Here is a 14854-nt window from a genome sequence, read left to right on the forward strand (position 1 = left end):
TGTTGCCAGGTTTTTAACGTGGCTCGATAGCTCAGTCGGTAGAGCAGAGGACTGAAAATCCTCGTGTCGCTGGTTCGATTCCTGCTCGAGCCACCAAGAATCTAGATTTTATAATCTAGGTTCTTTTTTTATTGGTTTTTTATAACTAATATAAGCTATAGTATAAATCAATTAAATTTTATTTATTTTAGGATTTTGGATAATTATTCTATTAATATAAAATATAAGAATACGATAATTAAGTAATGGAGTTTGATAGGAGTGAGAGTATTATGGTAGACAGAACATATCTTGATACTGAAAAACTTACAATTTATGAAAATAGGAAAGTTAAAAAGCTTAATAAATCAAATAGAATTAATGATGATTTAAATAATAACAAGAATAAAAACTTTAAGGAACAATTAAATAAATTTAAAAAGCAACCAACTAAAGATAATATAAAAAAAGTAGACAAAGATAATGAGCCAGAAGGAGATATTATAGTGGCCGAAAGTCTAATTGATTTAATGAATGAAAATAGAATAATAACTGAAGTTGTAAGAGAAAAGTTATTAAATAATCCAGAGATTAGAGAGTATATAGATAAAGAAGAAGAAATTTTAAATACCATTATAAATAAATAAGGAGATAAAGAAAATGAAAATAAATGCAATGGGAATAAACATATCACAAAATAATAATATTAACAAAACAAGTTCATTGTTTAAAAATATTAAAGTGGATGAAGAAAACAAAGAAGGTAAAAGTTTAAAATTCAATAATAAAAATAATCAAAATGAGCTACTTAATAATTTTGAAAAGATAAAGCAAGAATTATTGCACCAAAAGGAAGCTTTAAGAGAAAAGCAGATGAGTCCAGAAGAAAAAAAGTATAAGATGGAAGAAATAAATAGTAAAATCCAGGAAGTAGAGGCTCAAATACAACAATTATTAATGAATGAGAAGCAAAAAGAAATAGACAAGAAAAAAGAGGAACTTGAAGCAAAAAAAGTAGAAGCAGAAAAGAATAAAGTAACTGAGGATGAAGTAAAGGATGGAGTTATAATATCTGCTAGTTTAAATGAACTAATAGAGATAAGTCATTCTACTGAATATATAAGTAGACTAAAAGAGATAAAAAATAGATTAAAAGTTGAATCAGGATATATTAAGCCCAATGAAAATTCTAATTCGTATAATAATAAAAAATTAACTAGCTTAAGTAAAGGTATATTGAATATAGAATCTAAGATATCCAATGAGATAGGAAATATAAATAAAAATGCTAATAGGATGAAGGATAAAATTAAGAATGAAATTGATAAATTAGAAAACAATGAAAATGAAGAGAAAAAATCTGAAGAAGAATTACAAAAAGAATAAATATAAATATAAATGTAGATAGGTTATACAAATAAAACTTATCTACATTTTTTTATAAATATATATTTTATATAGATTTTTACAAAATTATTTCGTAAATAAATTGTAAGCAATATATAAATAAATTGTAATGTATTTGTAATAAATTTACTAATTAAACTATGCTAAAATTAAACATGTAGTAAATAAAAATAAAAAAAATAAATATATTCAATTTAAACTAAATATATTTATAGATTAGACATAAATAATAGATGTTTTTAGATTAATTAGGGGGTAAATTAATGATTTTAAAAAACAAATTAATAAAATCCAGGTTCATACTGACTATATTAAGTATAATTTTTATATATAATATTTTAAATTTCAATATAGCAAGTGCAATAGATAATAAATATAACATAAATTTAAAGGCTTCTTATGGGGTAGATGGAAGATATAAAATTAATAGTAAAACTCCTATCAATTTAGTGATTACAAACAATGGGGTGGAGTTTCAGGGGAAGATACAAATTGAAACATTGGTTCCAGATACAAATAAATATGATTTAAATACTGAAAATATAAATATTGCTGAAAATACAACTAAGAGCTTGTGGTACAACATAAATATTGTGAATAAGTTTAAAGTAAGGTTAATTACAGATAATAATGAAGTTATACATGAAGAAACAATCAATGTTAATAAAGGAAGATTAAATGATGGAGATATATTAGTAGGTGTATTGACTGATGATTTTAATGGTTTAAATTATATATCTAATATTAATGTCAATATGAATAATAATCCTGATATGAGGAATAAAAAGTTAATTCCAGTTAGTATATCAGAAGAAGTTATAGAGAAAAATTCTAAGTTTTTAGATGTTATTGATATGATAATTATAAATAATTATGATACGTTAAAATTAACAGAGGATAATATAACTAATTTAAATCAATGGGTATCTAATGGAGGAATTTTAGTAGTTGGTACGGGAGAGAATTATAAAAAGGTTATAGGTGGTATTAATAATAAAATTATAAATGGTACTTTTTCTGAAGCCATATCACGGGACATGAGTATTGGAGAAGGTAATGTAAATGTATTAGCAGTGAAAATGAATATCGAAGATTCTATGAGCTTGTTTGAGGATAATAATTTTATAAGCAAGATTATTAAGAAAAATGGACAGGTTATTGTATTTCCCTGGGATTTAGCTACAGAAAAGATTTCAAAATCAAGTGAAAATAATTTAGTATGGGGAGAAATAACATCAGATTTTAATAATAAAATTGACAATGGTCGAGAAGGATTTTGGAATTTAAATTCATTATTAAGTACAGTTAAGGATATAGGTCTGCCATCTTTTCAGCTTATGATAATACTTTTTATAATATATATATTAATTATAGGCGTACTAATCTATATTGTATTGAAGAGGCTAAATAAAAGAGATTATGTATGGTTATTAATACCGATAATATCTATTGGGTTTACAGTTCTTATATATTTTATAGGCAGTAATTCAAGGGTACAAGACATTATAGCGAATAAAGTAAATATTGTATCAGTAGATTTAGATGGACAGACAAAGATCGAGAGTTATCTAGGGGTATTAACAGCCAAAAGTAGAAAAGTAGTAATAGAAGAACCAGAAGATATAAATCTAAATCTCATAGAAAATACCAATGACTATTATAGATATAATAATAATTATAATAGCAATGAAAATGCAACTATGAGATTAAATATGATAAAAGAAGGGGATAAGACATACTATAATTTTGGTGAAGTGTCTTCATTTAGTCCGGAAGTTTTTCAGGTTAGTAATTTTAATACTACCTTTGAACCATTGGAGCAGGAATTGAAATTTTATAGTGGTAAGCTAACGGGATATATTACCAATAATTTAGGGTGTGATATTAAAAAGTTAGTGGTTATGACTCCATATAAAATATGGGATTTGGGAAGTTTAGCTAATGGTGAAAAGATATCTGTAGAGGATAGTGATAAATTTACTTCAGCATTAAATATGTGGGAAATAACTAATAAAATTAGAGATGATAATTATAATAATGGTAATAAAAATAAAGATAATAAAAAGTATGAGTTAAGAACTTGTGAGTTATTGGATTATTTATATAATAACTCTATGCATGATAATAATAAAAATACTTCTAAACTAATTGCGGTTACAGAAAAGGAAGTAGAATATGATTTAAAAGTAAATGGTAAAGCCCCTTTGAATAAAAATGATACTATATTCATAAATGATATAAATATAAGTTATAAGTCAGAAGATGGCACTATAGAATATCCATATGGTTATTTTGTACCATATATAATGGAACAAAGTAATGTAGATGGACATTATGACCCTAATGAAAGAACAATAAGTGGAAACTTGGAATTAATACTTAGTTATCAATTACAAGAAGAAGATGTAGTTATAGAAAGTATTAATTTTCAAAAGAATTACTCTCAAGGTAGTTCCAAAATGAAGGGTGAGTATAAAATTTACAATTACAAGATTAAAGATTATGAAGTATTAAATTTTGATGATGAGTTAAGCTTAACTAACATAGAAGACTACATCTTAGATGGAAATATTAAAATTAAAATTCATGGTAATAATGAAGAGTGGACTAGAATTCCGGATATTTCTGTGAAGGGTAAGGTGAAGTAGATGTTAACTATAATAAATCTTGAAAAGTTTTATGGTAAATATAAAGCGGTTAATGGATTAGATATGCATCTAAAAAAAGGGGATATATTTGGATTTATTGGTCCTAATGGAGCAGGGAAAAGTACAACTATGAAAATTATTGCTGGACTATTACCGGCTGACGGTGGAGAAATATATGTAGATGGGATAGATGCTTTAAAGGATAATAAAAAGTTAAAAGAAAAAATCGGATATATGCCTGATTTCTTTGGGTCTTATGAGAACCTAAAAGTTATAGAGTATATGGAGTTTTATGCATCTATTTATGGGATTGTAGGAAAAGAATCAAAAGATTTGATAATGGATTTACTAGAATTAGTTAACTTAGAAGAAAAAAAACATGCCTATGTAGACGGATTATCTAGAGGGATGAAACAAAGACTTTGCCTTGCAAGAAGTTTAGTTCATAATCCAGAGCTGTTAATTCTTGACGAACCAGCTTCAGGAATGGATCCTAGATCTAGATTTGAGATGAAGGGTATTTTGAAAAATCTCAAAGACATGGATAAGACAGTTATCATAAGTTCTCACATACTCTCTGAAATGAATGAAATTTGTACATCAGTTGGAATTATAGAAGAAGGTAATTTGATATACTCCGGTGGTATAAATAACTTACTAAGCAGAATGAGTAGTAATAATCCATTAAAAATAATAGTAAGAGATAAAGTTAAGGAATCAAAGGTTATACTTAGTGAACTTCCATATATAACAAATATAAAGGAAAATTCAAAAGAACTTACAGTTTTTTTCAATGGAGGAGAAATAGAAATATCTAATACTATTAAGGCTTTGGTATTAAAGGATATACCTATTGTTTCTTTTACTCAAGTAAGTGAAAATTTAGAGGATGTATTCATAAAGATTACTGAAAAGGAATCGAAGTAGGGGGAAAGAATTATGAAAATTAATCCTATATTGAAGAATGAAAGCAAGGTAGGAGTTAGAACCTTCAGATTTAATTTAATGGTTATGTTATATGTAGGGATACTTTCAATAGTAGCTATGTGGGCTTATTTTATTATAAATAGTGATAAATATGGTATGGGAATAGATTTAAGTAAATTTACAATACTAAGTTTTGCTTTAGCTTGTGGGCAAGCGGTATTATTGATGTTTATAGTACCAGTACTTACAGCTACATCAATCACAGGAGAAAGAGAAAGGCAGACATTAGATATTTTACTTTCAACTAATCTGTCACCTATGAAAATAGTTTTAGGAAAATTAATGTCAACTGTAACAAAAGTTGCTTTATTAATTATTAGCACTATGCCAATATATGCTATAAACTTCTTAGTTGGAGGTACTAGTTTTAAAGAATTAATTATATTAACACTATTTTTTATAAGCACAACTATATATGTGGGATCTATAGGGATATTTATGTCTACTGTATTTAAGAGTTCAAAATCTTCAACGGTGGCAAGTATATTAACGGTTTTATTTATTGTAATTGGAACTATTATAATAGGTTTTGTTGTGATTAGTAGAGATTATTATGATGCATTATCTAATAATACAATATCAACATTTACAATAAATCTACCATTTTGGTTGTATATTAATCCAACTATTGAGTTTATATATATTCTAATTAAACAAAATGGAATTTTATACTTTGCTCCTGATTTAATAAACTATATGAATTTAAATAAAATATTTGTTATATCTTTAATAAATCAAGGAATAGTAACATTATTGCTAATATTACTTTCAGCATGGAGATTAAATCCAGTAAGAAAATCAATTATTAAGGTGAGAAGATGAACAATATAGATAAACAAATTTCAAAGTTTATAAAGAAAGGTGGAAAAAGAATAAGGCTAAATGTATTTATAGAGAATTTACTAGTGTCACTAATAGTGGCATTAAGTATTTCCTCTATGGCAAGTATATTAGGGTTATTTATACCCATATACAATTTATTTGAAATATGCTTTATTATATTCGCTATATCTATTAGTATTTATATATTTGTATATTTGTATAAGCTTAGACCAGATAATAAAAAGGTAGCTCTTAAGCTAGATTCTAAGGGGCTTAATGAGAGATTAATTACTTCATTAGAATTAATAAATAAGGATGACAACATATCAAATGCACAGAAGGAAGATACCATAGAGGTAATAAGAGAAATTAAGATTTCAAAAATTACTCCTTTTCACATAAAAAGAAAGAATTTATATAGTTTAATAGCTATTTTAACAGTTTTGATTATAATTTTATGTATTCCGACTACTGCTAAAAACCAAGCTAGAGAGATTAGAAAGATGAAGAAGTTTAATAAAGAAGTAATAGAAAAAATAAAGGATGAGAAAAAAGACACTAAGGGTAGTGAGGAGTTATTAGAGGATGATAAGTTAGATATAGTAAAGGAATTAGATAAGTCTATAGATGAAATAAAGAAGAGTAAAAGTAAATTAGATACAGAAAAAGCTTTAAATAAGCTGGAGAAAAAACTAGATAATATAGAGAAAAACTTAGATAGTGTGGATAGTAAAAAAAAAATACAGAATATTTTGAAAAAATTAAATTTAAACAAAGAACAAACAAGTGAAAAATTAGCTATTTTAAATAAAATAGCTAAGGAGTTATCTAAAATTGACAAAATGAAAGAGCTTAGTGAAGCTATAAATTCTCAGGATGGAGATAAAATTAAAGAAGCTTTAGATAAATTAGGGGAAGATTTAAAGAATTTGAAAGATGAAGATAAAGAAGAAATTTCAAATAATCTTGAGAATATATCTGCTAATATAGCAGATGAAAATTTAAAAGGTGCATTATCCTCTGCAGCAGCATCCATTAGTAGTGGGAATATAGATCTTAGTAAGTTACAAAATGCTTTGATAAGTTTAAATAAGGATTCCATCAATGCTGATAATGGAGATAATAAAAATGGTACTGGAGCACAAAATAATCAAAGTGGAAATGGAACGAATGGCCAAGGGAATGGTAACGGCAATGGTATAGGTAATGGAATGGGAAATGGTAGTGGTTCAGGAAATGGAAGTGGATGGGATACTGGAAATAAAGAAAATGGAGAAGGAAAGCTTAACAGTGGTGAAAAAGTATTTCTTCCTAATAGAGGTACAGGTGCTGATGAAAATTTAAAAGGAAATATATCAGAAGGCGGAAATTCTCAAAGTATCACTACAGAGAATGGAGTAAACATAGCTGGAGATTCTATAGACTATGAAAAAATTATTCATGAATATTCTAATAGTGAGATAGTAGGACTTAAAAATAAATCAATACCAAAGTCGCTGCAAGATTTAATAAAAAAATACTTTGAAGAATTAAAATAAGAATGAGGTGGAAAATGGAGATAAATAAACAATTAATAGAAGATACTGTAGAGAAAATAAATAAGTGTGAAATTGAAATATCTAAGGGTATCATAGGTCAAAAGGATGTAATAAGAAAGGTTTTAATAGGAATTTTATGTGGAGGAAATATACTTCTAGAAGGGGTACCAGGACTTGGAAAAACCCAACTAGTTAAAACTATTTCTAAGGTCTTAAAGCTAAGTTTTTCTAGAATTCAATTTACACCGGATCTTATGCCTGCTGATGCAGTTGGAACAAACCTTATTGTTAAAGATAAAGAAGAAACTAAATTTAAATTTGAACAAGGCCCTATATTTGCCAATTTAGTTTTAGCAGATGAAATCAATAGAGCTACTCCTAAGACTCAATCAGCTCTTTTAGAAGCCATGCAAGAAAAAACTGTTACCGTAGGAAGAACCACATATAATTTACCTAATCCATTTATGGTTTTAGCTACACAAAATCCAATAGAGATGGAGGGAACTTATCCTCTTCCAGAAGCTCAGATGGATAGATTTTTATTTAAGTTAAAAGTCGATTTTCCATCCTTAAATGAGTTAAAGGACATTATGGATATTACTGTTACTAATAACAATGTAGATTTGAAAGATATACTCACAGGTGAAGATATATTGGCTATGAGGTCTATTGTAAGAGAAGTACCTATGGCAGAGGCAGTTAAAGAATACGCGCTAAAACTCATATTAGCAACTCATCCTGAAAGTGAATATTCTAATGATTTTGTAAAAAAGTATGTAGAAGTAGGAGCAAGTCCAAGGGGAGCTCAAGGTCTTTTTAATGGTTCTAAGGTAGAAGCTATTTTAAAGGGTAGACTTAATGTGGCCTTTGAAGATATAAATGATATTGCATATGCAGTGTTGAGACATAGAATATTCCTTAATTTTGAAGCTGTATCAGAAGGTATAACTACTGATATGGTTATTAAAGAAGTTATTAAAAGTTTGAAGGTTATATAAAATGAACAGGAAATTTGATAAAGAATTTTTTAAAAAACTAAATAATATTAGTATAAAATTAAATCTTAAGTTATCCAAAGGAACTCAAGGAGGGCGGAAATCTAAAGCTAGAGGAACTTCAGTAGAGTTCTCAGATTTTAGAGAGTATGTTCATGGGGACGATTTTAGGAGGGTAGATTGGAATGCTTATGGAAGATTTGAAAAATTATTTGTAAAACTTTTCATGGAAGAAAGAGAAGGGAACTTTAGTATATTTATAGATTGTAGCAAATCTATGGATTTTGGACAATTTAATAAAGGGAATATGGCCTTAAAAATAGCAGCATCCTTAAGCTATATTGCTATTAATAATCTTGATAGGGTAAGAATTGGTGTGTTAAAAGAAGGGGGAACTGAACTATTTAACAAGTCAAGGGGAAAAGAATCTTTTATTAAGATTATAGATGGCTTAGAAAGCTTAGAGTTTAGTGGTAAAACAAACCTGAAATCAACTATATTAAAAAATAGATTTACTAATATAGGTATGTCTATTCTAATATCGGATTTTTTAATTTGTAATGGAGAAGAAGAAATAGAAGAAATAGTGAAGTATCTTACTTATAAAAAACAACAGGTTGTATTTATACAAATATTATGCGAAGAAGAAAGAAATCCTGAGATTATGGGAACTAAGAATATTATAGATATGGAAACTAAGGAGGAAGCTAAAGTATCAATAACACCAAAGATATTAAAATTATATAAATCTAGGATAAAAGAACATGAGGATATGTTAAAAAACATAGTTAAAAAGTATGGTGGAGCTTTTATAAAGGTAAATTCGGAAGAGGATATAGAAAAAATAATTTTAACAGATTTATTTAATCATAAACTTTTAGGGTAAGGAGGAAATTTATGAGCTTTTTGAATATATGGCCATTATTTTTTTTAGTAACCATACCCTTTTTAATTTTATTATATATTTTAAAGGAAAAATCTGAGGATCTCTCAGTATCATCATTAATATTTTGGCAAGAAATATATAAAACACTAGAAGTTAATAGTCCTTTTGAAAAATTAAAGAAAAATATTATGTTATTCCTCCAAATATTGATTGCATTATTAATTATATTAGCTCTTATGAATCCATTTATAAGATTTTTGGGTAAGGAATATACTGATTTAATAATAGTAATAGACAACTCAGCTAGTATGTTAGGTATAAATAAGGAGGAAAACTGTATCGATAGAGGAAAAGCTATAGCTAAAGAATATATAGAATCTGCTGCAAATAGTACAAAGATATCTGTTATTACAGCAAATAAGGATGTGGAGGTATTAGTTACAGCATCAAAAAATAAGGACTTAGTTAAAGATAAAATTGACAGCATAACTAAAAGTCTTAGTCCAGGGGATTTAAATGGTTCTATAAAATTAGTTGAATCAATGACTAAAGAGCTAAAAAATTATGAGGTGTTATTTATAACTGATGAAGAATTAGACATAGGAGATATAAATGGAAGAATAGTTTATTTAGATAAAAACAAATCTAATATATCTATAGATAATATTGCTCATAAAATAGAAGATGGAAAGGTATCAATAATATCAACCATAACAAATAGAGGAAATGATGATTATAGTGGAGATTTTTATCTTTATGGGGAAAAGGAATTACTAGAAGCTACCTCCATAAAATTAAAAAAAGGAGAAGAGATTACACTTAATTTTAATATAAAAGATACTGATATAGATTACTTAAAAGGTGAAATATCAGGAAAGGATGCCATATTAGAAGATAATACATTTTATCATGTAATGAAGAATAATGATGATAAAAAAGTATTGTTTGTAAGTAATAAAAATGTTTTTTTGGAGAAAGCATTGTCTGTAGTTAGTAAGGCAGATGTAATAAAAACTAATGATATAAGTAATATATCTGAAAAGGATAGATATAATTTATATATTTTTGATGGCATGTTAGGTGAATATATGCCTCAGGATGGTAATATTTTAATAGTTAATCCAACAGAAAATAATTTATTTAGTGTATTAGGTGAACAAGCTGGTGGAGAAGCTGTGGTAGTTAGTGAAGATATACCTAAATACCTTCAGAATATGACTTTTATAGCATCTAAAATAAAGAAGACTGAAATGCCGTCATGGGCAAAGTCTTTAATAAATATAGGAGATAAATCTGTATTATTTCTCGGGAAACATAATAATCAGAAAGTTGCTGTAGTAAATTTTGATTTTCATGATACTGATTTGCCACTTAAAGCAGAGTTTCCTATGCTTATTGATTATATATGTGAAGAGCTTATAGATAGAAATATAGTTAATAGTAATTATATTGGTGGAGAGGATATAAAAATAAATGGAAGTTCAGTATATGATGAATTAATTTTAACTACTCCCAGTGGAAGAGTGCATACTATAGAGAATGATAGTATATTAAAGGAAAATTTAGAGCTTGGAGTTTATGCTATAGAAGATAATAATCATAGTTTTAATGAAATGTTCTCTATTAATTTTCCATCTATTGAGGAAGGAAATATAATGGAAGATACTATAGAAGATTTAGAAGCTAGATCAAATAACAAGGGTAGCATTAAAGGAATGTTAAATATAACACCTTATATAATAAGTTTAATTATGCTTTTTATTATTGTGGAATGGGTTTTGTATAAAAAGGGATATTAAAGTATATATTAAAAATTAATTTTTTATAGCTATATAATCATTAGAAAGGGGGGACTGGAGTGAACTTTGAAATTGAAAAAGTATATTTGTTATTTTTAATACCAATAATTCTCATGGTAATGTACTTGATATCTAAAAAGATTAAATTAAAAGACAAAGGTATTAGTTTTATTAATATAAATAGGTTTATTATTATAACAATACTTATACTTGCTATGTGTAACATAAGTATAAGTATTAAGACAAAGGAATCATCAACCATATTTTTATTGGATTTATCTCATAGTATGAGTAATTATAAAGGTGAAATAAAGGAATTTGTAAAAAGTGCTATAGAAGCTTCACCATCAAATAATAAAATAGGAATAGTTACTTTTGGTGAAAATCAAGAAATAGAACAGTTCCTTACCTACTCTAAAAGCTTTAATGATATTCAAACTTCTCCAATTGGTAATACTACTAATATAGAAGAAGCAATAAAATTTTCTTTAAGCATGTTTAAAGATAGTGACTATAAGAGAGTAGTTTTAATTACAGATGGAAAAGAAAATCAAGGTGATATATTAGAAACGTCAACTTATTTTAAGGATAATCAGATTGATTTTCAAGTATATAAAGTAGATAGTGAACAAGTAGAAGATGTATATATAGAAGATATAGATATACTTGACAAAGTAGCTATAGGAGAAGAATTTTCTGTAACTGTAAATATTAAATCTAATATTAAGACAAAATCAAGGATATCAGTATATTCAGGAAGAGAAAAAAAAAGTGAAAAAGAAATTGATATAGAAAAGGGCGATAATACATTTTTATTTAAAGATATTCAACATAAAGGTGGGTTTAAACCATATAAAGTAGTTATAGAGCCAGAAAATGATGGAATCTCATATAATAATGAATATACAACATATACTAATATAGTTTCAAAACCAGAGATTTTGGTAATACAAGGAAAAATTGATGAAGGAAAGGGACTTGAAGAAAATCTAAAGACCATAGGTAGTAGTTATACTATGATAAATCCTAGTACTGCACCTAGATCTATAAATGAACTTATAGAATATAAGGGAATATTTCTTTGCAATACCCATGTAGACGATTTACCTAAGGGTTTTTTAGATAATGTGGAAAGTTATGTGAAAGATTATGGTGGTGCAATTATAACTACAGGGGGAGATAATTCTTATGCTTTAGGAGGATATAAGAATTCGGTTTTTGAAGAGATACTTCCTGTTAGCTCTGATAAAAAAGGTAAAAATGAAATTCCGGAGATATCTTTAACGTTGGTATTAGATAGATCTTCTAGTATGCTGTCTTCAGATCAAGGCAGTTTTAGTAAAATTAGCTTAGCAAAAGAGGCTGCAATTAGATCCCTAGATAATTTAAGAGAAACTGATAATATAGGTGTAGTAACTTTTAATACAGAATATAGCTGGGCAGTACCTATGCAAAAGCTATCTAACAAAGATACGGTTTCTGATAAAATTAATAGTATTATAGCTGAAGGTGGAACGTCTATATATTCAGCGCTAAATGAAGCTTATAACAAGCAAAAAGAAAGTAGTGCAAAAATAAAACATATAATACTATTAACAGATGGACAAGATGGTATGGGAGAAAATGAATATAAAGCTTTAATAAATGATATTAAGAAGGATAAAATGACTTTATCTACAGTGTCTATAGGTACTGATAGTAATAATCAATTGTTAGAATGGCTTAGTAATAATGCTGGGGGGAGGTACTATCATAGTGATATATATACAGATGTACCAAGAATATTTGCAAATGAAATATTAATATCTACTGGGGAATACTTAATAAATGAAGAATTTACTCCTAAAGTATCTGCTCATCATGATATTTTGAATAATGTTATAGATGAAGGGAAATTTCCACATCTTTTTGGTTATGTGGGTACTTCTATAAAAAATACAGCTATAGATATAATGACTTCTCATATGGATGAACCGGTTTTAGCAGCATGGCAATATGGTATTGGTAGAGTAGTAGCTTTTACCTCAGATGTAAATGGTCAATGGAGTAAAGATTTATTAGCGTTTGAAAAAACACCACAACTTTTTAGTAATATAATATCATGGACAATGATTGATTATGATAATAGTGGAGAGTTAAGTATTACACAGGAAGGAAGTATTGCAAAAGTACAATATGAGACTAACAATCATGAGGATAATAAGAAGGTTAAAGGAGCGTATACATTTGAAGGAAACACTACGTCAGAATTTGAATTAAAACAAGTATCACCTGGTAAATATCAAGGAAATGTACCTATGAGTGAATTGGGATTCTATAGTTTTAACATTACTGAAGAGTTACAAGGTAAGATTATAGCTAGTCAATTAGGAGGGTTTGCATATCAATATTCTCCCGAATATAAATTTCAAGAACAATCTAATAGTTTATTAGCTTTAGTAGAAGATACTGAAGGAAAAATTATAAATTCCGTAGAGGATATATATGAGATAAAGAGTAATAAAGGCCATACTAAAAGAAATATAACTAATTTATTATTAATAACAGCTATGTTATTGTTTTTATTTGATATAACTTATAGAAGGTTAGGTTTAAAGAGGTATATAAATAAGAAGCTCTTTTATAACATTAAAGAAAAGATATATGCAAGTAAAATAGAACAATACAAAGAAGAAAATAATACTATAAAAGCAGAAAAGATAGGTAGTTTAATTAAGAAAAATAAAGAAGAAAAAAATATATTTAAAAAAGAAATCATAAAAACAGATCTAGAGGAAAAAAAGCTAGATATAAAACAGGAAAAAACTAATATAAAGCGTATAAGCATATGTAAAGATAGATTTAATAGGGATAAATCCAAAAATCAAAATGGGGGGCTTAACACAGGTGAGTTATTAAAAAAGAAGCGTGAAAGAAATGAAGATTAAAAATATATGTTTAAATTAAAAATGAGCAACCCTTTTATTGTAAGTGAAAGGGTTGCTCATTTTAATTATATATAAATAGTTAGATGTTTTGTTAAGAATATGTTTTAAATGATATATCTATACTAAATTTTCTTTAATGAAGTTAATTACTGTATCTACATGGCCTGGAACTTTAACTTTTCTAAATTCTTTAACTATGTAGCCATCTTTATTTATTATGAAAGTACTTCTTTCTATTCCAATAGTCTTTTTACCATACATATTCTTTTCTTTTAGAACATCATATAATTGACAAACAGATTTATCTTCATCAGCTAACAAAAGAAAGTTAAGTTCTTGTTTCTCAATAAACCTTTCATGAGATTTAACACTGTCTTTACTAATTCCAATAATTACTGTATCTAATTCATCTAATAATTCTTTGCTATCTCTAAAGTTTATAGCTTCATTTGTACAACCTTGGGTATTATCTTTTGGATAAAAGTATAATACTATATTTTTGCCTAAGAAGTCACCAATTGAGTGAGTATTGTTATCACTACCTATTAAAGAAAAGTTTGGAGCTTTTTTTAATTGTAATGTATCATTCATTATTATCATCCTCCTAAAGAAAGTTAATACTAATAATTAACTAATATCTATTATTAATATTATAACATTAATAGGGATTAAAATATACAAAAAGTCTAGAAAAAAGGATTAATATACATATATAGTAAACATATATAAGGATACTTGTCCTGGTGTATCAGTACAAGAAAATAGAAGTATGTTGGTGAAAAATATAGGAATATATGAATATTATCTAGCTAACAGGTAAATAATGAAATTGAATCTATTTAAGATCATGATAAGATAAGTCTTGT

The 14854-nt window shown here is 26.9% G+C and carries 11 protein-coding genes and 1 tRNA gene; 11 read left to right on the forward strand and 1 reads right to left on the reverse strand.

The window, feature by feature from the left end:
• The first annotated feature begins 20 nt into the window (after positions 1 to 20).
• The 11 genes from B2S02_RS10305 to B2S02_RS10355 all read left to right on the forward strand — a co-directional run bounded on the left by B2S02_RS10305 (position 21) and on the right by B2S02_RS10355 (position 13988).
• A tRNA-Phe gene (locus B2S02_RS10305) sits at positions 21 to 96 on the forward strand.
• A 176-nt stretch (positions 97 to 272) separates the two neighbouring features.
• Complete coding sequence (locus tag B2S02_RS10310; RefSeq protein ID WP_346849281.1) at positions 273 to 626, forward strand: hypothetical protein; 354 nt, start codon at positions 273 to 275, stop codon at positions 624 to 626.
• A gap of 13 nt (positions 627 to 639) precedes the next feature.
• The gene (locus B2S02_RS10315) at positions 640 to 1365 is read left to right on the forward strand and encodes a viral A-type inclusion protein (RefSeq protein WP_346849282.1); all 726 of its coding nucleotides are present in this window, start codon (positions 640 to 642) and stop codon (positions 1363 to 1365) included.
• A 284-nt stretch (positions 1366 to 1649) separates the two neighbouring features.
• Positions 1650 to 4034 (forward strand): hypothetical protein, encoded by a 2385-nt coding sequence (locus B2S02_RS10320; protein WP_346878405.1) that lies wholly within the window; start codon positions 1650 to 1652, stop codon positions 4032 to 4034.
• The gene (locus B2S02_RS10325) at positions 4035 to 4961 is read left to right on the forward strand and encodes an ABC transporter ATP-binding protein (RefSeq protein ID WP_346849284.1); all 927 of its coding nucleotides are present in this window, start codon (positions 4035 to 4037) and stop codon (positions 4959 to 4961) included. It begins immediately after the preceding gene.
• A 12-nt stretch (positions 4962 to 4973) separates the two neighbouring features.
• Entirely contained in the window at positions 4974 to 5843 is an 870-nt protein-coding gene (locus tag B2S02_RS10330; protein ID WP_035135537.1) for an ABC transporter permease, read from the forward strand.
• Complete coding sequence (locus B2S02_RS10335; RefSeq protein ID WP_346849286.1) at positions 5840 to 7381, forward strand: pectinesterase; 1542 nt, start codon at positions 5840 to 5842, stop codon at positions 7379 to 7381. The genes B2S02_RS10330 and B2S02_RS10335 overlap by 4 nt, the downstream gene beginning before the upstream one ends.
• Before the next feature lie 14 nt (positions 7382 to 7395).
• Positions 7396 to 8379, forward strand: coding sequence for a MoxR family ATPase (locus B2S02_RS10340; protein ID WP_346849287.1), 984 nt, complete (start codon positions 7396 to 7398; stop codon positions 8377 to 8379).
• A gap of 1 nt (position 8380) precedes the next feature.
• Positions 8381 to 9262 (forward strand): DUF58 domain-containing protein, encoded by an 882-nt coding sequence (locus B2S02_RS10345; protein ID WP_346920680.1) that lies wholly within the window; start codon positions 8381 to 8383, stop codon positions 9260 to 9262.
• 11 nt (positions 9263 to 9273) lie between these two features.
• The gene (locus B2S02_RS10350; RefSeq protein ID WP_346920681.1) at positions 9274 to 11061 is read left to right on the forward strand and encodes a VWA domain-containing protein; all 1788 of its coding nucleotides are present in this window, start codon (positions 9274 to 9276) and stop codon (positions 11059 to 11061) included.
• Positions 11062 to 11120: 59 nt separating this feature from the next.
• Positions 11121 to 13988, forward strand: coding sequence for a VWA domain-containing protein (locus tag B2S02_RS10355; RefSeq protein ID WP_346877309.1), 2868 nt, complete (start codon positions 11121 to 11123; stop codon positions 13986 to 13988).
• Positions 13989 to 14105: 117 nt separating this feature from the next.
• Here B2S02_RS10355 and bcp read toward each other — a convergent pair whose 3' ends face one another.
• Positions 14106 to 14579 (reverse strand): thioredoxin-dependent thiol peroxidase, encoded by a 474-nt coding sequence (gene bcp, locus B2S02_RS10360; RefSeq protein ID WP_346849291.1) that lies wholly within the window; start codon positions 14577 to 14579, stop codon positions 14106 to 14108.
• Positions 14580 to 14854 lie beyond the last annotated feature (275 nt).

Source organism: Clostridium sp. UBA7339 (genome assembly GCF_002470865.1).
Classification (GTDB): domain Bacteria; phylum Bacillota; class Clostridia; order Clostridiales; family Clostridiaceae; genus Clostridium_J; species Clostridium_J sulfidigenes.